Origin of the sequence: Blautia sp. MB18-30, assembly GCF_023669475.1 — a bacterium.
GTDB classification, from domain to species: domain Bacteria; phylum Bacillota; class Clostridia; order Lachnospirales; family Lachnospiraceae; genus Blautia_A; species Blautia_A fusiformis.
In genome coordinates this window covers 1-21801 of sequence record NZ_JAMOYY010000037.1, presented here as the reverse complement: position 1 = coordinate 21801, position 21801 = coordinate 1, and the positions used below count along the sequence as shown (strand labels likewise).

At 46.0% G+C, this 21801-nt stretch carries 20 protein-coding genes; 19 read left to right on the top strand and 1 reads right to left on the bottom strand.

Annotated features, from left to right (window positions below; all coding sequences use genetic code 11):
* The first annotated feature begins 89 nt into the window (after window positions 1–89).
* The 15 genes from NCY57_RS13680 to NCY57_RS13610 all read left to right on the top strand — a co-directional run bounded on the left by NCY57_RS13680 (window position 90) and on the right by NCY57_RS13610 (window position 16449).
* The gene (locus NCY57_RS13680; RefSeq protein ID WP_015525323.1) at window positions 90–1451 is read left to right on the top strand and encodes an ABC transporter substrate-binding protein; all 1362 of its coding nucleotides are present in this window, start codon (window positions 90–92) and stop codon (window positions 1449–1451) included.
* Between the two features lie 212 nt (window positions 1452–1663).
* A complete protein-coding gene (locus tag NCY57_RS13675; protein WP_022427091.1) occupies window positions 1664–3040 on the top strand; it encodes a sugar transferase in 1377 nt (458 codons plus the stop codon).
* An 82-nt stretch (window positions 3041–3122) separates the two neighbouring features.
* On the top strand, window positions 3123–3866 hold the full coding sequence (locus NCY57_RS13670) for a glycosyltransferase family 2 protein (RefSeq protein ID WP_118609215.1): 744 nt from the start codon (window positions 3123–3125) through the stop codon (window positions 3864–3866).
* Between the two features lie 114 nt (window positions 3867–3980).
* The gene (locus NCY57_RS13665) at window positions 3981–5345 is read left to right on the top strand and encodes an acyltransferase family protein (protein ID WP_015525325.1); all 1365 of its coding nucleotides are present in this window, start codon (window positions 3981–3983) and stop codon (window positions 5343–5345) included.
* 7 nt (window positions 5346–5352) lie between these two features.
* Window positions 5353–6654 (top strand): adenylyltransferase/cytidyltransferase family protein, encoded by a 1302-nt coding sequence (locus tag NCY57_RS13660; RefSeq protein WP_250789763.1) that lies wholly within the window; start codon window positions 5353–5355, stop codon window positions 6652–6654.
* A 3-nt stretch (window positions 6655–6657) separates the two neighbouring features.
* Complete coding sequence (locus NCY57_RS13655) at window positions 6658–8937, top strand: LicD family protein (RefSeq protein WP_250789762.1); 2280 nt, start codon at window positions 6658–6660, stop codon at window positions 8935–8937.
* Between the two features lie 31 nt (window positions 8938–8968).
* Window positions 8969–10123: a LicD family protein gene (locus tag NCY57_RS13650; RefSeq protein WP_021651257.1), complete on the top strand. Its 1155-nt coding sequence runs from the start codon at window positions 8969–8971 to the stop codon at window positions 10121–10123.
* Complete coding sequence (locus NCY57_RS13645) at window positions 10116–11933, top strand: thiamine pyrophosphate-binding protein (protein WP_118609218.1); 1818 nt, start codon at window positions 10116–10118, stop codon at window positions 11931–11933. The genes NCY57_RS13650 and NCY57_RS13645 overlap by 8 nt, the downstream gene beginning before the upstream one ends.
* Before the next feature lies 1 nt (window position 11934).
* Window positions 11935–12672 carry an SDR family NAD(P)-dependent oxidoreductase gene (locus tag NCY57_RS13640; RefSeq protein ID WP_118515827.1) on the top strand — a complete coding sequence of 246 codons (738 nt, stop codon included), beginning with the start codon at window positions 11935–11937 and terminating at the stop codon, window positions 12670–12672.
* A gap of 325 nt (window positions 12673–12997) precedes the next feature.
* The gene (gene rpmG / locus NCY57_RS13635) at window positions 12998–13147 is read left to right on the top strand and encodes a 50S ribosomal protein L33 (RefSeq protein ID WP_044961412.1); all 150 of its coding nucleotides are present in this window, start codon (window positions 12998–13000) and stop codon (window positions 13145–13147) included.
* Window positions 13148–13172: 25 nt separating this feature from the next.
* Window positions 13173–13379, top strand: coding sequence for a preprotein translocase subunit SecE (gene secE / locus NCY57_RS13630; RefSeq protein WP_015525331.1), 207 nt, complete (start codon window positions 13173–13175; stop codon window positions 13377–13379).
* Window positions 13380–13394: 15 nt separating this feature from the next.
* Complete coding sequence (gene nusG / locus NCY57_RS13625; RefSeq protein WP_015525332.1) at window positions 13395–13916, top strand: transcription termination/antitermination protein NusG; 522 nt, start codon at window positions 13395–13397, stop codon at window positions 13914–13916.
* Between the two features lie 68 nt (window positions 13917–13984).
* Complete coding sequence (rplK, locus tag NCY57_RS13620; RefSeq protein WP_015525333.1) at window positions 13985–14410, top strand: 50S ribosomal protein L11; 426 nt, start codon at window positions 13985–13987, stop codon at window positions 14408–14410.
* A 95-nt stretch (window positions 14411–14505) separates the two neighbouring features.
* On the top strand, window positions 14506–15201 hold the full coding sequence (gene rplA, locus NCY57_RS13615) for a 50S ribosomal protein L1 (RefSeq protein ID WP_015525334.1): 696 nt from the start codon (window positions 14506–14508) through the stop codon (window positions 15199–15201).
* A 252-nt stretch (window positions 15202–15453) separates the two neighbouring features.
* On the top strand, window positions 15454–16449 hold the full coding sequence (locus tag NCY57_RS13610) for a D-alanyl-D-alanine carboxypeptidase family protein (protein WP_330639005.1): 996 nt from the start codon (window positions 15454–15456) through the stop codon (window positions 16447–16449).
* A 145-nt stretch (window positions 16450–16594) separates the two neighbouring features.
* On the opposite strand, the gene NCY57_RS13605 is transcribed toward NCY57_RS13610, so the two are convergent.
* Window positions 16595–17317 (bottom strand): GntR family transcriptional regulator, encoded by a 723-nt coding sequence (locus tag NCY57_RS13605; protein ID WP_022427097.1) that lies wholly within the window; start codon window positions 17315–17317, stop codon window positions 16595–16597.
* Between the two features lie 291 nt (window positions 17318–17608).
* Here NCY57_RS13605 and NCY57_RS13600 point away from each other — a divergent pair, with 291 nt between their 5' ends.
* From NCY57_RS13600 to NCY57_RS13585, 4 genes are read left to right on the top strand one after another with little or no spacing between them, the layout of a single operon-like run.
* Window positions 17609–18577: an SIS domain-containing protein gene (locus NCY57_RS13600; protein ID WP_015525336.1), complete on the top strand. Its 969-nt coding sequence runs from the start codon at window positions 17609–17611 to the stop codon at window positions 18575–18577.
* A gap of 37 nt (window positions 18578–18614) precedes the next feature.
* Window positions 18615–19472: a PfkB family carbohydrate kinase gene (locus NCY57_RS13595; protein ID WP_118609219.1), complete on the top strand. Its 858-nt coding sequence runs from the start codon at window positions 18615–18617 to the stop codon at window positions 19470–19472.
* Window positions 19473–19487: 15 nt separating this feature from the next.
* A complete protein-coding gene (locus tag NCY57_RS13590) occupies window positions 19488–20990 on the top strand; it encodes an ABC transporter permease subunit (protein WP_118609220.1) in 1503 nt (500 codons plus the stop codon).
* Window positions 20983–21705: an amino acid ABC transporter ATP-binding protein gene (locus NCY57_RS13585; RefSeq protein ID WP_021651269.1), complete on the top strand. Its 723-nt coding sequence runs from the start codon at window positions 20983–20985 to the stop codon at window positions 21703–21705. The genes NCY57_RS13590 and NCY57_RS13585 overlap by 8 nt, the downstream gene beginning before the upstream one ends.
* Window positions 21706–21801 lie beyond the last annotated feature (96 nt).

Genomic DNA, 21801 nt, shown 5'->3' with positions numbered 1-21801 from the left:
AAAAAGATACTGCAAAGTCGTAAGACGGGCAGTTCATCTTATATAAAAAAATGAAAAAAGAGAAAATTTTTCAAGAGGAGAAAAAAGTTATGAAGAAAAAAATCATCGCAGCTTTCCTTACCACAGCAATGACTATCGGTTCTCTTTCCGGAGTAACTGTATTCGCCGCAGATGCTGGCACAGATGAAAAAGTGGAAATGGCAGATGCTTCCGATGTAGACGGAACTACCATTACCTTCTGGCATTCCATGGGTGGTGTCAATGGTGAGGCGATCGATACACTGGTAAAAAAATTCAACGATGAGAATGAATACGGAATTACGGTAGATGCTCAGTATCAGGGTGAATATGATGATTCCCTGAACAAGCTGAAAAGTGCACAGATCGGAAACATGGGTGCGGATCTTGTACAGGTATATGAGATCGGAACAAGATTCATGATCGATTCCGGATGGATCGTGCCTATGCAGCAGATGATCGACGCAGACAGCTACGATGTATCTGAGATCGAGCCGAACCTGGCTGCATACTACACCATCGACAATGAGCTGTACTCCATGCCATTCAACTCCTCCACACCGATCATGTATTACAACAAGGATATGTTTGATAAAGCAGGCATCACAGAAATTCCGGATAGCCTGGAAGGCATCGGTGAGATCGGACAGGATCTTCTGGACAAAGGCGGCGCAGGCGAGGTAATGTCTCTTGGAATCTACGGATGGTTCTTCGAGCAGTTTATCGGAAAGCAGGGCCTTGAGTATGCAAACAACGGAAACGGACGTAAAGAGGCTGCTACAGCTGTTGCTTTTGATGAGAACAGTGCTGCAAAAAATATCCTTACAGCATGGAAGGATCTTAACGACAAGGGCTTCGCACCGGTCGTAGGAAAGGGTGGCGATGCAGGTCTGGCAGATTTTTCTGCAGGAAAATCTGCGATCACTCTTGGCTCCACAGCTTCCCTGAAACAGATCCTTCAGGATGTAAACGGAAAATTTGAGGTTGGTACTGCATACTTCCCGAAGATCAAATCCAGTGACGAGGGCGGTGTTTCCATCGGAGGTGCATCTCTTTGGGCACTGAACAACAATGATCCGAAAAAGCTTCGTGCAACATGGGAGTTCGTAAAATTCCTGATCTCTCCGGAGTCTCAGGCTTACTGGAACGCACAGACCGGATATTTCCCTGTAACTGTAAAGGCTCAGGAAGAGCAGGTATTTAAGGATAATGTTGCAAAATATCCGCAGTTCCAGACAGCGATCGACCAGCTCCATGATTCTTCCGCCGACTATGTAGGCGCTCTGTTAAGTGTATTCCCGGAGGCAAGAGCTACCGTGGAATCCGAGATTGAGAGCATGCTCAACGGAAAAGAGGATGTGGATACAGCTGTGAAAAACATGGCAGATTCCATCAACAAATCCATCGAAGAGTATAACCTGGTGAATGAATAATTCGAAAAGGCGTGGAAACTGAAAAAGAAAAATAAATATATACAGCCAAAAATCCCCGGGTAAGCTCCTGGGGATTTTTGCTATAGTCACGGAAAAAAACATCCTGACAGGAAAATATCAGGAGAAAAATCAGAGGAATCTCTGGACGTAAGAGTATATATTGGCTATAATGATGAAGTTAATATCTACTCCTCAGGAAGGAAGAAAAATCTGTGAATAGAAGTAAAAGAGAAGATTATAAGAGATTTGTGGTATTTTGTCTGGCAAGTCTGATCGTGATTGCACAGGCAGCGATCTTTGCTTATGTATGGTATGATTTTTACAGTGACCTGATCCTGAAGCCATTCTGGAGAAAAGGTAACTGGGTAATGATCCTGATCTATGCGCTGATCTATCTGATGTTTGCCAAGCTTTACGGAGGTCTGAAGGTAGGCTATCTGAAGAGGATCGATGTATTTTATTCACTGACGCTGGCAACGATCTGTACCAATGTTGTGACGTATTTTCAGATCACACTGATCAACAGATGGTTTATGTCGGCCAGACCGGTGATCGAAATGACCGGAGTCCAGCTTGTTGTGACGGTACTGTGGATCTGGGGATCCAGGTATATTTACTCCAGACTGTACGGAGCCAGAAGGCTGCTGGTGATCTACGGAGACCGTGATCCCGGTGATGTGATTCACAAGATGAACACCCGAAAGGATAAATACGATATCAGCGGTAAGGTTCATATCCGTGAGGGCGAAGAGAAGATCCATGCCATGATGGAAGATTATGAAGGCGTGATCATCTGGGATCTTCCGTCCCAGATCCGAAACAGGTATCTGAAATACTGTTTTTCTCATTCCATCCGCTGCTATATGAGCCCGAAGATTTCCGATATCATCCTGCTTGGAACAGACAGGATCCATCTGTTTGATACGCCGCTTCTGATGTGCAGGAATCAGGGACTTTCCATGGAGCAGCGTGCAGCCAAGAGAGTTCTGGATATCATTGTTTCCGGACTTGGGATCATCGTATCCTCACCCATCATGCTGATCATTGCCATTGCGGTGAAGGCTTATGACGGCGGTCCGGTATTTTATCTCCAGGATCGTCTTACCTATCAGGGAAAGGAATTCCGCATCCGGAAATTCCGAAGCATGTGTGTGGATTCCGAGAAGAACGGGGCGCGTCTTGCGTCCAAGCACGATTCCCGTATCACACCGGTAGGACATGTTCTGCGTAACCTGCATCTGGATGAGCTTCCCCAGCTGTTTAACGTGTTTATGGGTGATATGTCTCTGGTAGGTCCACGTCCGGAACGAGATGTGATCATGCAGGAATATGAGCAGGAAATCCCGGAATTCCACTATCGTCTTAAGGTAAAAGCCGGACTGACCGGTTATGCTCAGGTATATGGCAAATATAACACCACACCGTATGATAAGCTGAAGCTGGATCTGTTTTATATTGAAAATTATTCATTCCTTCTGGATATCAAGCTTCTGTTTATGACTGTAAAGATCTTTTTCCAGAAAGAAGTTTCCGAGGGCGTGGATGATAATCAGAAGAACGCTCTTAAGGATTCCGAAGACAAAAAATAAGTAACGAAACGAAATGCGTGTCAGGCTGCGGCAGATCATCCTGACGCGCATTTTGTGGATAGAGAGGACGGAGGTTGTTTTTATGGAAAAGCCGTTGGTTTCCGTAGTGATGCCCGTATATAACGGGGAAAGATATATTGGAAAAGCGATCGAATCAGCACTGGGACAGGAGGTTCCGGTAGAAGTGCTGGTCATTGATGACTGTTCTGCAGACGGCACAGAACTTGCTGTAATGAAATATATGGACAGCGGAAAGATCCGTTATATCCAAAATGAACAGAATATGGGGGCTGCCCGTTCCAGAAACCGGGGCGTAAAGGAAGCCCGGGGAAAATATATCGCATTTCTGGATGCGGATGACTGGTGGGAAAAGGGCAAGCTGAAAGCCCAGACAGAGGTTATGGAACAGACCGGCTGTGCGATCTGCTCCACCGGAAGAGAACTGATGACGCCGGATGGGCGCACTACCGGCAAATATATTCCGGTAAAGGAACGGATCACATACAGGGAGCTTCTGAAGCATAACAGCATCAACTGTTCTTCCGTATTGCTACGCAGAGAAGATGCACTTGCGTTTCCAATGGAGCATGATGACAGCCATGAAGATTACATTACCTGGCTCCGGATATTGGGAAAGGGAGGATTTGCAGCAGGGATCAACAGACCTTACCTGAAATACCGGCTCAGTGAAGGGGGAAAATCCAGAAATAAGCTGAAGTCTGCGGCAATGACTTATCAGGTGTATCGGTATGTGGGATATGGTCCGCTGAAGAGTCTGTTTTTCTTTGTTTCCTATGCGCTCCACGGGATATGGAAATACCGTTGAAAAATTCTGGAAGAGGTGAATAATTCTGACATATATTAATTCTTTATTTCCAAATTCATAAATATATGTTATTATTTATTCATACTTTTATCAAATATTACAAGGTGGAAACAAATGAAACAGAGAACGGATAGCCAGGGAGTTCCGTATTCTTACCTGGTCGATAACATTAAAGTAGTACTGATCTTTCTTGTCGTATTTAATCATCTGATCGCATTTCAGCTGGTCAAGGTGGACATGGTGGTGCGTTATGTATGGTATGGGATCACCATTTTTCACATGCCTGCTTTTATTTTTATATCTGGATATCTTTCCAAGAAGCCACAGGATGTACTGAAGAATGTGAAGAATCTGCTGATCCCTTATATTCTTGGATACAGTCTGACCTGGTATGCTTATATCTGGACCGGCAGAAGCATGGATTATGAGCTGCTCCGTCCGTCCGGAACAGTTATGTGGTATGTGCTGGCATTGTTTATCTACAGGCTGACTATCGAAGCACTTGGCAAGATACGTTTTATCGTGCCTCTGAGCATTATTTTTGCATTGTGGGCAGGAACAAGACCGGAATTTACAACCTATCTTTCAAGCTCCAGGATTGTTGTATTTTTTCCGTTTTTTGTGGCAGGCTATCTGTGGAAGAGTGATTACACAGACGTGGTCCGTAAATTCAAGGGTAAATGGATCCTGCTCCTGGTTTCAGCCCTGCTTTTGTATGCAGTTCCGAATTTTATGATCGCCAATGAGATCCCGGTAGATATTTTCCGTGGGAATCATACGTATCAGTTATCGGGAATGGATGATATCACAGGAATGCTGATCCGCCTTCTGATGTATCTGGTATCTTTTGTGCTGGTGCTGACGTTTCTGGCATTGATCCCGGATGTGAAGCTGCCGGTTACCTTTGTTGGAAGAAATACCATGGGGATTTATTTTTTCCATTATCCGATCATGATCGTACTCAACGGCCTGCTTCTTCTCAGCATCCCGCAGATGCTGAATGTCTGGGTGCTTTTCGGAGTATCCTGGGTGCTTGTGCTGATCCTTGGAAGCAAGCCGGTATCTTTCCTCTACGGAGGGGTACTGAACCTGCTTACATTTATTCTGTTCAAACGTGAGAGGCAGGTGCAGGATGAAGGACTTGAGGATGAATATGATGAAGATGACCGTTATGAGATCATACTGAAAAGAAAGAAAGCCATTGAGGAGCTTGCGGCAACTCTGGACGAGGAGGATGCACGTAAGGTGAAGGACGATGTGGCGGCTGTACTGGAACATGAGACAGAAGAGACGGAAGAAATCCGTGGCGAGGATTTCTTTGTAGATGAGGATCTTGAGATGGAGGAAGGCATGGATGATGCCGGAGCTCCACAGGAATTTGAGCAGCTCCAGGACCTGGATGATATATTAAAGATCACAGAACCGCAGGGGGAAATGGAAGTGCTTTTGAAAAATAAAGAAGAGAAAGCGCAGGATTAAATTAATAATGAAAAAAGTCATTACTTACGGTACCTTTGATCTGTTCCACCAGGGACATTACAATATTCTGAAAAGAGCCAGGGAGCTGGGGGATTATCTTGTTGTGGGTGTCACCAGTGAAAGCTATGATATCGAACGCGGCAAGCTGAATGTACAGGACAGCCTTCTGAAGCGTATCGAAAATGTCCGCAAGACTGGTTTTGCGGATGAGATCATTGTAGAGGAATATCAGGGGCAGAAGCTAAATGACATTACAAAATACAATATCGACCTTCTGGTAGTCGGTTCGGACTGGCGTGGCAAATTTGATTATCTGAAGAATTACTGTGAGGTCGTTTATCTGGAACGTACCAAAAATATTTCCAGTACCAAGCTCAGAAGTGAGGGTATGATCTACAGCATGGGCATTGTTACGGATGATACAGAGGACAACGAAATGGTGATGGAGTCCAAGTATGTCAGCGGACTGCATGTAGAAAGTGTGTATTCCGAGGACGTTTTTGTTGCGAGAGAATTCTGTGACAGATACGAACTTGACTCTTATGGTACAGATTACGGGCAGTTTCTGGAAGGATTGGATATCATTTATATCCGATCCGGTCTGAAAAACAGGGCAGATTATATCCGAAAGGCACTGGAATGTGATAAATATGTGATCAGTGACACGCCTATGGCTCTGGAACCGGAAGAGATAAGAGAGCTGTTTGCACTGGCAAAGGCACATCAGGTTGTTCTGGTAGAGAAGCTTACCATGGTCTATCTGCGCGCTTTTACGCAGCTCGTCTGGCTGACACATGGAGCGCTTGTGGGAGATGTGGTAGCTGTAAAATGCGCGATTTCACAGGATGATTTTGAGGGCGGAAAAAATTTCAGCGAAACAGTCAGCCAGGCGCTGTGTGCATGCATCAAGCTTCTCGGTAAGGATTACCTGGATGTGAAGACCAATGCGATGAAGAGCAGTGACGGCTGCTTTATTTATGATATGATCACGATGAAGTATCTCCGGGCACTGGCGACCATTGAGATCGGAACAACGGTGGATGTGGAAAACGAGCTTGCGATCATCGGAACCAGGGGGCGTATCACCGTACCCGGTGACTGGTGGAATACCGGATATTTTGAAGCAAAAATAGAAGGTCAGGAATTCCTGAAACGCTACAGCTTTAATTTTGAGGGAAATGGTCTTCGCTATCTGCTTCAGGAGCTGGTCATCATGATCCGTGACAGACGGACAGAATGTACGAGATTTTTTTATGAAGAATCAGAAACTCTGGCTGAGCTTTTGAAAATAATTAATCAAAGAGGTTGACAGATGACAGAAAAACAGAAGCTTCTTTTGCAGCTCTTCCGGGAGGTTGACGCGATCTGCAAAAAGCATGATCTTAGATATGTAATGGCCGGAGGTACTCTGATCGGTGTTCTTCGAAATGAAGGCTTTATCCCATGGGACGATGATGTGGATATTTACATGCCCAAAAGTGACTGGGATAAATTTGTAGAAATATGTCAGAACGAGATGCCGCCGAACCGGGCGGTTTATTGTGCAGAAGTGGACCGTAATTATACCAACGGTTTTCCGCGCTACGGAAGTACGGATACCTGTGCGATCCACAAGCATCAGATCATAGGAGACGACAAGGCTGGTGAGATCATTGACGTACTGACTCTGGATCCCATTCCGGATGATGACCGTGAGTATGAGAAATACCGGGACCATATGATGATCTATACGGAACTTCTGAATATCAGCATGGTCGTGGGAGTCAGATGGGAAATTTCTCCCTGGCGGTATCTGTACTGGCTTTTCCGCTATACCTTCTGCGGAAAGGACAGAACCTTAAAGAAATTGGAGAAGATCATGTTTTCTTATAAAGAAGAGGAGTGCAGCCGCTATGCCATGCGATGGGGAGGCTGCCCGTTTCTTTTTGACAAGGATATGATGTTCCCTGTAAAATATATGGACTTCGAGGGCGAAAAGGTTATGATCCCTCACAGGACCAGCGATTATCTGATCTGGCATTACGGGGACGAATGGTCCTATATACCGCCTCATGGGGAAAGAGAATCTCATGAGTCTGTTGATGTTCCGGGCGCCAGCTATCAGGAGGTGCGGGATGAATATATGCCAAGGATCGACAAAAAACGTATCCGCAGACAGATGCTTTTCCGCAAATTCTACTGCCTTCTTATGGCAAAGGGAGACCATAAACAGGATGACAGACGAAGAAGGATCAAAGCCGGTGTTGTAGCCCGGGATGTGTCTGCCCGACTGATGAGATCCGAAAAAACAGCGGAGACCCTGCTGAAAGAGAGAAGATATGATGTGCTTGGTGAGATCTTTGAGGAGTATTACCGTGTACAGCTCAGCATGGAGTTTATCGGGCGTGAGGATTTTAACGGGATCCGTCCGTTCTATCATCCGATCCTGATCTCGCTGGAGGATGAGGCTTTTCAGGCGGCCATGCTGACACTGATCTATCAGGAGCGTGTTTCCAAGGCATACCGTATGTACGAGGTACGCAAGAAAATGGATCATCTTACTCCGGAAATGGAGCAGACAGTGGAGGATATCCGCCGTTTCCGAAAAGCAGCCAGCCACTATGAATTTAAAGAAATGCAGGAAGCAGAGGCGATCGTGGATGATCTTCTCAGAAAATATCCGGATGCTCCGGGATTCCTGAAATTTAAATGCCGGTTTGTGATGGAGCGCCTGGAAGGACCGCAGAATGCTTCGGAAGCGGAGAAATTTCTGTCTTACTGCCTGAGAGTATTTCCCCAGGATGGATATTTTATGAAATATAAGGGGGATCTTCTCTGGAAAAAGGGCCTCCGGAACGAAGCAATGGCAGAGTATCTGAAAGCCAGAGAATGCACCAATAACGGCATTGTGCAGCTGGAACTGGATAAATTCCTGAAAAAACAGAAGTCCCAGGCGATCCGAGACTGTCGGGATCTGCTTGTAAGCCAGAGAAGATCAGAAGCACTCTCTCTGATGGAATTTTGGAGCAGACTGATGCCGGAGGAAGAGGAGATCAGAGGCGCTCTTTATCTTGCGAAGGTATATTCCGTCCGTACAAAAGGGGAGCTGGAAGAGCTGGTGAGAGAGCTTTGCAAAGAACTGGGGATCACCGGTAATTCTCCAAGGGAGGGAACCCTTGAGGAGCCAGTGTACAAAGAGGCACTTACCTGTGCATGGCAGAGATTCGGCTATCCCAAAGCACTGGCAGAGGGCCGTACCAGGATCCTGTGCAGTGAGGAAGAGGGCGAGATGGAATATCTGGCAGAGGAGATCCGCAGCTTTCTGGTCCATAAGGAATGGCAGGGAGAGGTATACAAGCTTCTGGGAGATATCCGGAAGAAACAGGGGCGTACCCGGGAAGCCTTCGAAAATTATTTCCTGGCATTGGATCATGAGCCGCATCCCTATATAAAAAATGAGCTTTCCAGGATCTTCCTGGAGGATCTTTACGATGGAAGCCGGCGTACCGGATTTTTCGCAAAGAAGGCAGACGTGACAGAATTTCTGAACAGCTGGCTAGATAAGTATAAAAGTCAGGAGGAGCTTCAGGAGCTTCTGAAGCGGATCCTGTAATGACAGATCAACAGAAACGAGGCAGAGTGTATTGAACAGAGAACAGCAGAAAGTACTGGAACTTCTAAAAGAAATAGATACCATATGCAGAAAAAATAAGATCACATATTATCTTTCTCCGTATCTTACCCTCTGTGCGGTAACGGAGCGCCCTTTTCCCATGAATCCGGCAAGCAATGATATTTATATGAAGACCGGTGATATGGCCCGGTTTAAAAACATCTTTGACGAAGAACCGGAGCTGCGCAGAGCTCTGGAATCTATGGAGAATAACAGCCGTTTCCCCGGATTTTTTCTGCGTTATACAGATAAAGATACATTGTTTTATAAGCTGGACGAGTATGGAAAATACAAACATCCGGGACTGGGGATCAATATCCTTCCGCTGCAGTGTGAATATGGTCCAAAGGGAAAATATCTCTGGAACCGTATGCGCGAAGAGGGATGGAAGAGGATCTACGGAAAAAAAGGCAAGTGGCGGAACCGGCGTGAGCTGGGATGTATCTGGATGGTGCGAGTCCTTTCCCTTTGCGGACGAGGCTGGCTGGCAAAGAGCATATTCCGGGATCTGCTCCGGCAGCCGCAGGATGGCGCAAAAACATATGTACTCCGATATTTTGACCAGAATCTTTATTTTCCTGCGCATATTTTTGAAAATCCCGGGGAGGCAATGCTTGGAGGAGAATCCTTTATGGTCCCGGGAAACACAGACAGCTATCTCACCCGGGCCTACGGCAAAAATTATCGAAATAAGTCAATGGAAAACTATGTTCCCGGCTCGCTGGTGGTGTGCAGCACACTGATCCCATGCGAGGAATTTCTGCAGCAGTCAAAGGAACTGAAGAAATTTGCTTCTGTCAGGAAGAAAAGGGAAAAGCGCAGGCAGTTTGGAATGAATTACCGGGAATATCTTGCACAGTGCTGGGATTATGCAAAATTCTGCGGGGAAAAATATACCTGTGCACTGGCTTATCGCAAAAAGCTCAGCTATATCCGGAATCTCTTCAAAAATGAAGATTATGTGGAACTGGAAAAAGCATTTGCAGGATATACCAGGATGAATGATCGCTGCCTGAAATATGAAGAAGCATTTGAAACAGATCCGGAGGTTTTTGACCTGTATCTTAAGTATCTGGAAAAAACAGGAAGGATCTCGTATATGGAGAAGGTAAAAAAATATGTCTAAGGTCAAGCTTACAGATTATGTTGTGGAATTTTTGCAGAAAAAAGGGATTCATGATTTCTTTGGATACCAGGGAACCATGATCGCACATCTGGTAGATTCCATTGAGAAGAATCCCCATGTAAGAAGTCATTCCAGCTATCATGAGCAGGGAGCTGCTTTTGCCGCCTGTGGTTATGCTCAGGCAAAGAATGCCTGCGGCTGTGCCTATGCCACCAGTGGTCCGGGAGCTGCCAATCTGCTTTCCGGTGTGGCAGATGCGTATTTCGATTCTCTTCCGGTGATCTTTATCACCGGACAGCTGAATACCTATGAATATTCCGGTATTACAGGCCTTCGTCAGCAGGGCTTTCAGGAGATCGATATGGTTTCCATGGCAAAGCCGGTAACCAAGTACGCGGTGCAGGTCCGTGATCCGAAAAATATCGTTCGTGAACTGAATCTTGCATGGCAGATCGCCAATACAGGACGGAAAGGGCCGGTTCTTATCGATCTTCCTATGAATGTGCAGAGAGGCGAGGTGGAAGATCCGGCTTATGATATGGAATTTTCCGAGGAAGAGATCGAGACAGCTGTATATGGAAAAAATGATCCGGAAAACGGGGCAGCCTTTTACAGGGATGCAGTTGCAAAGGCGGATTCTTCTGATGGAGCAGAGGCGGCAGAATATATTCTGAATAAGATCAGGACTGCAAAACGGCCGGTATTTATGATCGGTCACGGAGCTTCCGGAGAAGCAGAAAAAATGCTCACAGATCTGGCGCGTGCCCATCACATTCCAGTGATCACAAGCGTACTTGCCCGGTCCGCACTGAGCTTTGATGATCCTTTGAACTTCGGGTGCATCGGAGGTGCCTACGGACACCGGTATGCAAATATGATCGCCAATGCAAAAAGCGACCTTCTGCTCTGCTTTGGAATTTCCCTGTGTACCCGTCAGATTGGTACTAAGGTTCATGAGTTTGCGAAGAATGCCGAAATCATCCGTGTGGATATTGATCCTTATAATCTTCAAAGAGAGATCCATGAGGGAAGAGAAGGTGAGAAATGCTTTTGCGTCAGCGCAGAGACTGTGGTGCGTAAGCTGACAGAGCAGCAGGCACAGATCGGTTCCTATGAGGAATGGCTTGCTGTCTGCCAGAAGATCCGTAAGGAACTTTGGAAAGTGGACGATGAGACACCGCAGCGTTATCCGAACCGCATGATCGCATATTTGAGTGATCAGCTTTCCGATACCGGAGCGGTTGCTGTGGATGTGGGACAGCATATGGTATGGAGCTATCAGTCCTTCCACAATCAGCAGGGGCAGAAGACACTTTTTTCCGGCGGACATGGTGCTATGGGATATGCACTTCCGGCGGCTATCGGAGCTTATTATGCTACCGGCAAGCCGGTGGCATGTATCTGCGGAGACGGAGCCTTCCAGATGAATATCCAGGAGCTACAGTGGGTGAAGCGTGAGAATATCCCAGTGAAGATGATCGTAATGAATAATGAGGCTCTGGGAATGATCCGTCATCTTCAGAGAGATTATTTTGACTGTGTATATGCGGATACCTCCGATGGCAGCGGATTTTCATCCTGCGATTTTACAGATGTGGCGCAGGCCTACGGAATTCCTGCAAAGCGCATCCAGGGAGAAGACGTGGAAAAATATGCCGGTGGATTCCTGGAGCAGAACGGACCGGAGCTTCTGGAGATCATGCTGGAGCATGGAACCTACGCATACCCGAAGACCTGTCTGGGTGAGCCGATCCACAATCAGCAGCCTTATATACCGAAACCGATATTTGATGAACTGATGGAGCTGTAAAATGGGAAAAATAACTGTGATCACAGGCGGTACCTCTGGAATCGGAAGAGGGATCGCCGAAAAGATCCTGGCAGAGTCAGCAAAAGCTGACAGGATCTTTGTAACATATGGACATGATGAGAAGAAGGCACTGTCGTTTCAGGAGAGCCTTCCTGAGGAAAAAAGATCTCAGGTGACTTTGATAAAGGCAGATATGTCTTCCTATGAAGAGATGATGGTTTTTGTGGAGGAGCTGAAAAAGCAGACAGACCATATTGACTGGCTTGTAAGCAATGCCGGCATCAGTACCTACGCAAAATATGAAGACTACAGCTTTGAGGAGTGGACACGGATCGTAAACACCAATCTTTCCGTACCTGTATTTATGGTAAAAGAGCTGAGATCCATGATGGTGGAGGGCGGCAGTGTGCTCTTTACCGGTTCCTATGCAGGACAGCAGGCGTATTCTTCCTCCCTTGTATATGGAGTCACCAAGGCAGCCATCCATTTTCTGACAAGATCCCTGGTAAAGGAATTTGAGCCAAAGGGCATCACAGTCAACGCTATTGCACCTGGCTTCATCGAAACTCCGTGGCACAGCGCTCGCACCCAGGAGAGCTACGACCGTATCAACCGGAAGATCGCACTCCACAGGTTTGGAACTGTGGAGGAAGTGGCGGATATGGCTTATGCAGTGCTGTCTAACGGATATATGAACGGCAGTGTGGTGGATATCCACGGTGGTTATGACTACTTTTAATAGAAGTTGAAAGTGTGCAGGAAGACAGAAGAAGACATGTTGTGCCTGCACATAAGGGTCTTCTTATTACTTTCTGTACAGGGCGACGTCCCGAAAACGAAATGCAGCGAAGCAGAATCGGGTTTGCGCACTTGAGACGTCCGTACGGAATCTGTGAAATTCTTTATATTTAAGCGAAAAAGGCTTGACTTGCACACCTGCTCTGTGATAAAATTGACGAGCGACATGGAAGTTAGGTCTTTTTTTTATGCCCGAAAATGACGACGGATATACGTTCCGGGCGGCATAGAAGACCATGCAAATGAAAACACTGGAGGTGGAAGTTGTGCGCGTTAAGATTACATTAGCATGCACCGAGTGCAAGCAGCGTAACTACAATATGACGAAGGAGAAAAAGAACCATCCTGAGAGAATGGAGACCAAGAAATATTGTAAGTTCTGTCATACACACACTCTGCACAAGGAAACAAAGTAATCACAGAGATTTGTGAGGTTATGCTATGGAAAAACAGAAATCTGAGGATAAGCCGCAGAAGAAAAGTTGGTTTCAGGGACTTCAGTCAGAATTTGAGAAGATTGTCTGGACAGACCGTCCCACACTGGCAAAGCAGACTGTTGTGGTCGTGATCATCACGATCATCCTGGCAGTGGTTATCAGTGTAATGGATTCCGGAATTCTGGAATTCATTAATTTCTTAATGAAGTAAGGACAAGGTGATTATATGTCAGAAGCAGCAAAATGGTACGTTGTCCATACCTATTCCGGGTATGAGAACAAGGTAAAAGCCAACATTGAAAAGACGATCGAGAACAGACACCTGGAAGACCAGATCCTGGAGGTACGTGTTCCGCTGCAGGATGTAGTGGAGATGAAGAACGGAACCTCAAGACAGGTTCAGAAAAAGATGTTTCCAGGCTATGTGCTTCTCAATATGGTGATGAATGACGATACCTGGTACGTTGTCCGTAATACCCGCGGTGTTACAGGATTCGTAGGACCGGGATCAAAGCCTGTGCCTCTTACAGAAGAGGAAATGATGCCGCTTGGTATCCAGAAACCGGATATCGAAGTGGACTTCGCAGAGGGCGACATGGTAGTCGTTACCGGTGGTGCATGGAAAGATACAGCAGGTGTGATCACAGGTATCAACATGCAGAAACAGACGGTAACGATCAATGTTGAGCTTTTCGGTCGTGAAACACCGGTAGAAATAAGTTTCACAGAAATCAAAAAAGCTGAGTAATTCAAAAACAAGGTAACAGCAAGTGGGAGGGACACACCCCCGCCAATACCACATAGGAGGTGCCGAAAATGGCAAAGAAAGTAACAGGATATATCAAATTACAGATTCCGGCTGGTAAAGCAACTCCAGCACCACCTGTAGGTCCGGCTCTTGGACAGCATGGTGTAAACATCGTACAGTTTACTAAGGAGTTCAACGCAAGAACAGCTGATCAGGGAGATCTTATCATCCCGGTTGTCATCACTGTTTACGCTGACAGAAGTTTCAGCTTCATAACCAAGACTCCGCCGGCAGCAGTTCTTCTTAAGAAAGCTGCAAACATCAAATCTGGTTCCGGTACACCGAACAAGACCAAAGTAGCTAAAGTTACTAAGGCACAGGTTCAGGAGATCGCTGAGCTGAAGATGAAAGACCTCAATGCAGCATCCATCGAGGCTGCTATGAGCATGATCGCCGGTACAGCAAGAAGTATGGGAATCGAAGTCGTAGACTAATAAATACCGAAGCTTAAGTTCGGGGTTCCCGTAGAAAAAGTGAAATTTTCAAGTGGGAGGGCTTTTCCCCGCAAATACCACAGGAGGTTATAGAAATGAAACGAGGAAAGAAATATGTGGAAGCTGCGAAAGCAGTAGACCGCGCAACATTATATGATGCACCAGAGGCTATCAGCCTTGTTAAAAAAGCAGCTGTAGCTAAGTTCGACGAGACCATCGAAGTTCACATCCGTACAGGCTGCGATGGACGTCACGCAGATCAGCAGATCCGTGGAGCAGTTGTTCTGCCACACGGAACAGGTAAAAAAGTTCGTGTACTTGTATTTGCTAAAGATGCTAAGGCAGAAGAGGCAAAGGCAGCAGGAGCAGACTTCGTAGGAGCTGAGGACCTCATTCCGAAGATCCAGAACGAGGGATGGCTTGACTTTGACGTTGTAGTTGCAACACCGGATATGATGGGCGTTGTAGGTCGTCTTGGTCGTGTACTTGGACCGAAAGGTTTAATGCCAAACCCGAAAGCTGGTACTGTAACAATGGACGTAACAAAAGCTGTTAACGACATTAAAGCAGGTAAGATCGAGTATCGTCTTGACAAATCCAACATCATCCATGTTCCGATCGGAAAGGCTTCCTTTACCGAGGAGCAGTTAAGCGACAACTTCCAGACGCTTATGGGAGCTATCACAAAGGCTAGACCTAGCACACTGAAAGGTCAGTATCTGAAGAGCGTTACAATCGCTCCGACAATGGGACCTGGTGTTAAGCTTAACCCGATTAAATTAGCTCAGTAATAAATTTTAAATACCCTGTACAGAGGAAACTTTGTATGGGGTATTTTTTTATACATTTATACACCTTGATTTTTGGGGGCAAAAATCCTACAATAAGGCACAAACAGAGTTGTAACAGACCGAAAGCTCATCAGAGCTTTTTCATATAGATTTTACAGAAGAAAATAATAATCATGTTAATATAAAAAAGATGGGAAAAACGTTTCTGTAAGTAAAACTTACAGATGAATTTGTCGGAACAGGGAGTATAAATTGAAATCAAAAAAGCGTAAAGCGAAGAAAATAAAAAAACAGGTAAACAAAATAAAAATGATACTCTGCCTGGTGGTAGAGGCTATCGTGATCCTGACACTTGTAGTGATCATCGGCTGGAATAAAGGGGTAGGTGACTGGATGGAGTCTCTGCAGAGACCGGTTGTCCGTAAGCTTGAGATGAGCGGTATCAACAGTCCCTACGCAGTGCTGATGCAGGTAAAAGGCGGAAAGATCATCGGAAATATGAAGGGCGATGAGAAGATCTATCCAGCTTCCATGACGAAGATCATGACGGTGATCGTGGCTATTGAGAACCTGGATGATCTGGATCAGGAGATCACTCTGACCCAGGAAATGTTCCAGGGGCTTTATGAGCAGGATGCCACCCAGGCAGGCTTTCAGCCCGGTGAGACCGTGCGGGCCATCGACCTTCTTTATGGTGCCATGCTGCCATCCGGTGCGGAGTGTTGTATCGCACTGGCGGATACCGTAGGCGGTTCCAGGGATGGATTTGTGGAGCTGATGAATAAGAAGGCACAGAGGATTGGAATGAATGATACACATTTCTGTGATACGACAGGGCTTCATGATCCGGATCATTACAGTACAGTGAGAGATATTGCGGTGCTGCTCAGGTATGCGCTTCGGAACGATACGTTCAGAGAGATCATTGAGAGTCCGCGGCATTCCACAGGAGTGACGAATATCCATCCCAGCGGGATCACATATTACAGTACCATGTTCAAAAATCTTTCTGACCCTTCCGTTACCGGCGGCAAGATCCTGGGCGGCAAGACAGGATATACCAGCGAGGCGGGTCTGTGTCTTGCAAGCTTTGCAGAGATTTACGACAGGGAATACATACTGGTAACGGCAGGCGCATCGGGAAATACCGGAAGCCCACTCCATGTGGAGGATGCGGTGACGATCTATAACCGCCTTGGAAAGGCCATTGAGGCACAGATGACAGGCAGTGATGGATCGGAGTCTTGAAAAGATAAAGGACAAATTTTGTGTATCGCGAAGCGTGTTGCAGAGAACGGAGTGAACAGTAATATTTTTGGATAAATAAACACTGGCACAGAGGTGTATGCTGCTGTATTGGCAGCATAACGCTTCTGTGCCGTTTTTTGATTCTTCAAAATGAAATCGTATAGCGGGAACCTGCAATGTATTCACGGCTGATGTAAAGCGGATTTCCATCAGGAGCTTCCATATAGGAATCCAGGATCAGCACGGGATCGCCGGAAGACAGACGCAAAGTTTTTGCCATATCCGGGGAGGCTGCAGTAACAGAAATGGTGCTGCGGCTGGATTCTGCGATCGTACAGCGGTAGGTGTTTTTGATATATTCAAAAAAAGAACCGTTTTCTACAGCGTTCGGATCAAAATCCGGGAAAAGCCGTGTGGGGAGCCAGGTGTGAACATCAATAACCGGAATACTGTCAGCCAGAAGAAGACGTTCCAGGAAAAAAACTTCCTCATCCGAAGTAAGCTGCAGAAAATCAGAGGTTACGCTGTTCGCAGGTTTTTTGCAGAAGGACAGTACGTGAGATTCCGGAATCCGGTCATTCTGACGGCAGGATTCGGAAAAGCTCATATTTTTCTGGGATTCAAATTTCCGGAAGATCATGGGGGATTTTACAAAGGTTCCTTTTCCCTGATGCTTGATAAGATAGCCCTGTGTGCAAAGCTCCTCCACGGTACGTCGGACAGTGATCCGGCTGACATGGTAAAGATCGGCAAGCTCCGGCTCAGGAGGGATTTTTTCTCCGGGCTTATAAGTACCGTTTTTGATCTGCTGGGTGATGATATCCATAAGCTGCTTGTAAAGCGGCTGGATTGAATTTTTATTTAACATGAAAATATCCTTTCTGAGGTTGTTCATAAAAGATATTTTACTATAGTGCGGATGTATTTGTCCAGTAAGGGACAAACCTCTGCAGTGCGTCAGAAGGTATATTGGATGAATAATTAATCATAAATCATGAATATACTCTTTACTATAACGTTATAATATGTTATATTCTTCAAAAAGGTAAAATGCAAAAGTACAAGAAGGAGAAATTTATCTGAAAATCCGAAAAAACCTGTATTTTCAATGGATTCAGAGGATTACCAGACGAATTTCCACGAAAACCGGAGGATGAAAATGGACGCAGTAAAAATCGTAAATAAGATCAACAAAGAGCATGGAACAATCAAAAATGTGTATTTTCTTGCATGTGGAGGATCTCTTGTGGATCTGTATCCGGGATATTATTTTGTCCGTGCGGAATCCGCAGTGATGGATGCACAGTGGATCCCTGCAAGAGAGTTTGCACTGACACCGCCGAAGAAGCTGGGAAAAGACAGTCTTCTGATCATCTGCTCCCACAGTGGCAAGACAAAGGAGTGTCTGGAGGCAGCAAAAACAGGAATGGATGCAGGTGCGGCTGTTGTTACAATGACACATGCGCCAGGTTCCCCATGTGATACCGATAAATGGATCTCCGTTGTATACGACTGGGCACCGGGGGTAAAGGAAGCAGAGAAGCCTCAGGGAATCGTACTTCGTATTCTTAATGAGCTGATGAAGGTACAGGAGCCGGGATATAAGCTTTACGATAAGATCGTGGAAGGTTTTGAAAAGATCGATGATGTTATTGCAGCTGCAGTGAAGGATCAGCAGAATGCAGCATGGCTTTTTGCAGAAAAATATTCAGAGGAACCGAACCTCTATATCATGGCATCGGGAGCCTCCTATTCTCAGGCATATGGCTTTGCGATCTGCTCACTTCAGGAAATGCAGTGGATGGACTGCGGTTATCTGAACAGTGCGGAATATTTCCACGGACCGTTTGAGGTAACGGATGAGGATCATCTTTATATCCTTATGATGAGCCGGGGCAGAAACCGTATGATGGATGAGCGTGTGCTGACTTTCCTTGAAAAATACGGAAAGAAATACGAAGTGATCGATGCAGATAAGCTTGGTATGGAAGCAATTGATGACAGCTGTGTGGAATATTTTACCCCGATGCTGTTCTACACCATGACGACCGTTTACCGTACCGCTCTCCAGGATAAACGCCGTCATCCGCTGGATATGAGAAGATATATGGGCGTTGTAGAGTACTAAAGGTGCTGCTGTGCCTGTGCACAGAGAAAGGGAAAATATGAGTAAATACAGTACAAAGCTTCTTGGCTTCGGAGACAATGTAGTGGATATCTATGATCATCTGAAAACCATGTATCCAGGCGGAAACTGCGTAAACGTCAGTGTTTACGGAAAGATGGCCGGATGTGAAAAAACAGCGTATATGGGATATTTCGGAGATGACGACAGAGCAGAACTGATCATGGATACACTGGAAAAAATCGGCGTGGAAACCGTAAAGTGCAGACAGCTGCACGGCGAGAACGGTTATTCCAGGATCACATTAAAAGACGGAGACCGTGAGTTCCTGGATTTTAATGATGGTGGTATCCGTGGAAAAACACCGTATATCCTTGATCGTTTTGATCTGGAATATATGAAAGGCTTTGATGTGGTACATAGCGGAAATTACTCTTTTACGGAGGAAGAGCTGCATAAGATCAAAGAGGCGGGAATTCCGGTTTCTTTTGACTTTTCTGATGATTCCACAGAGGAATATTATGAAAAAACAGCACCGGAGGTTACTTACGCATTTTGCTCCTTTGACGGAACCGACCAGGAGGCAGAAGAGCATCTGAAAAAGATCATCTCCATGGGGCCGAAGCTTGCCATGGCCTCCAGAGGAGCCAAGGGCTGCATTCTTTATGACGGAAGGAATTTTTACCGACAGCCGGCAGCGCCGCTTACGGAAGTAAAAGATACTCTTGGCGCCGGGGATTCACTGATCGCATCTTTCCTTACCGGGTATATCGGAAGAAGGAAAAACGGCATGGCGGAGGAAACCGCGATCTGTGAAAGTCTTGAAGAGGCAGCTGCTTTTGCAGCGGGCATTTGTGGCATGGAAGGTGCTTTTGGCTACGGAAAAAAATATGAATAGCAGGAGGGGAAAATAATGGGACGCAATGGAAAAAGCAGAGCTCTTATCTGTTTTGTACTGTGTATGATCATGGCTCTGCCGATATATTTCAGCAGTGCAGTGGCAGTAAAAGCGGCAGAACAGCAGACCATCATCATAGGAACGAACGCAGAGTATTCACCATTTGAATACCTGGATGATAATGGAAATATTACAGGTTTTGATTACGATCTTCTGGAGGCGATCGCCAAGGAAGAAAACGTAAAGCTGGTATGGAAGGATATGCCCTTTGATTCCCTGATGGGTTCCATGGAGGCTGGTGATGTACAGGTGATCGCAGCCGGGATCGGACCTACGGAGGACCGTAAAAAAAGCGTTGATTTTTCCGATGTTTATTACACCGGTACACAGTGCATCATCAGCCGTAAGGATAATCCGATCAAGGATTTTGAGGAGATGTCCGGAAAAACCGTTGCAGTTCTGGAGGGTGCACAGAGTGATATGATCGCATCCGGCGAGACTACTGATTACGGTGAAGTTAAGGATGCCAAAGTAAAAAGATTTAAAAACGCTTCCAGTGCAGTCATGGAGCTGAAAAACGGTGGAGCAGATGCAGTTCTGATCGACAATATCATGGCGGAGATCTACTGCAAACAGAACTCAGACCTGCAGTATGAGTCCGTGCCAAGTACAGCAGAGGATACGGTTTTCTGTATTGAAAAAGGAAACACAGAGCTTGTCCAGATCATCAATGACGGGCTTGCAAAAGTAAAAAAATCCGGGGAATATGATGATCTTTATCAGAAGTATTTTGTGGACACACTTGAAAACAGCGAGGATGTGACAGATGTAGCAGCAACCGATGGTTTTCTGGGACTTTTAAGCTTTATTTTCCTTCAGGATAATCGTTGGAAGTTTTATATTAACGGTCTTGGGATTACGCTGATCGTTTCCCTTTTGTCAGTGATCGTAGGTATCCTGATCGGTCTTGTAGTGGCTCTGGTACGTCTTGGAGCTGCGAAAAAAGGCAGAAGAACCATTCTTTCCACGATCGCGGATATTTATGTTGATGTGATCCGTGGAACACCGTCAGTCCTTCAGCTGATGATCATCTATTTTGCAGTGTTCCACAGCAGGCTGGGATATGTGGCAGCAGTGGTCAGCTTCGGTATCAACAGCGGTGCATATGTTTCCGAGGTTATCCGCGGAGGTATTTTATCTGTGGACAAGGGCCAGAGCGAGGCTGGTCGTTCTCTGGGTCTTGGGTATAAAGATACCATGCGTTTCATTATCATTCCGCAGGCTGTAAAAACCATCCTTCCGGCAATGGGTAATGAGTTTATCCAGCTGATCAAAGAAACATCTATTTTAGGTTATGTAGGTATCATGGATCTGACAAAAGCGGCAAGCTATGTTTCTTCCCGTACTTATCAGATGTTTATACCGCTGATCGTTGCAGGTATCATGTACTATCTGATCGTGAAGTGCCTGAGCCTTCTGCTGAAGAGATTTGAAAGGAGACTGAGAGAAAGTGATTGATGTTAAAAATCTGAAAAAGTCCTTCGGGGACGTACACGTATTAAAGGGAATCACAACTCACGTAAACAAGGGTGAGTGTATCTGCATCATCGGTCCGTCCGGCTCCGGAAAATCTACATTTCTGCGCTGTCTGAACCTTCTGGAAAAACCGGAGGAAGGCGAGATCACCGTAAACGGACAGCAGCTTCTGGATCCGAAGCTGGATGTAGATAAATTCAGGGAAAATGTGGGAATGGTTTTTCAGCATTTTAATCTGTTTCCAAATATGACAGTATTGAAAAATATCACCCTTGCGCCGGTGCGCCTTGGCAAATGGAATGTAGCGGAAGCTGATCAGAAGGCGAGGGCTCTTTTGAAAAGAGTCGGCCTTGAAGAAAAAGCCGATGTCTATCCCGGAAAGCTTTCAGGCGGACAGAAGCAGAGGGTTGCCATTGCCAGAGCCCTTGCAATGAATCCCCAGGTGCTTCTGTTCGACGAGCCGACATCAGCTCTTGATCCGGAGATGGTCGGAGAGGTTCTTGAGGTTATGAAGGAGCTTGCAAAAGAAGGCATGACCATGCTGGTGGTTACTCATGAGATGGGCTTTGCAAGGGAGGTCAGCGACAGAGTGCTCTTTATGGATGATGGGGTGATTCTTGAGGATAGAAATCCGAAAGAACTGTTTGGGGATCCTCGAGAGGAAAGGACGAAGGAGTTTCTTTCCAAAGTGTTGTAGGTTTTTTGGTAAAAAAGTTCTGCTTTGAAAAAGCGGGGGAATTCGTGGGGAGGGGAGGCACTCGGAGTTGCGAAGCCCGTTTCCCCTCCCCACACC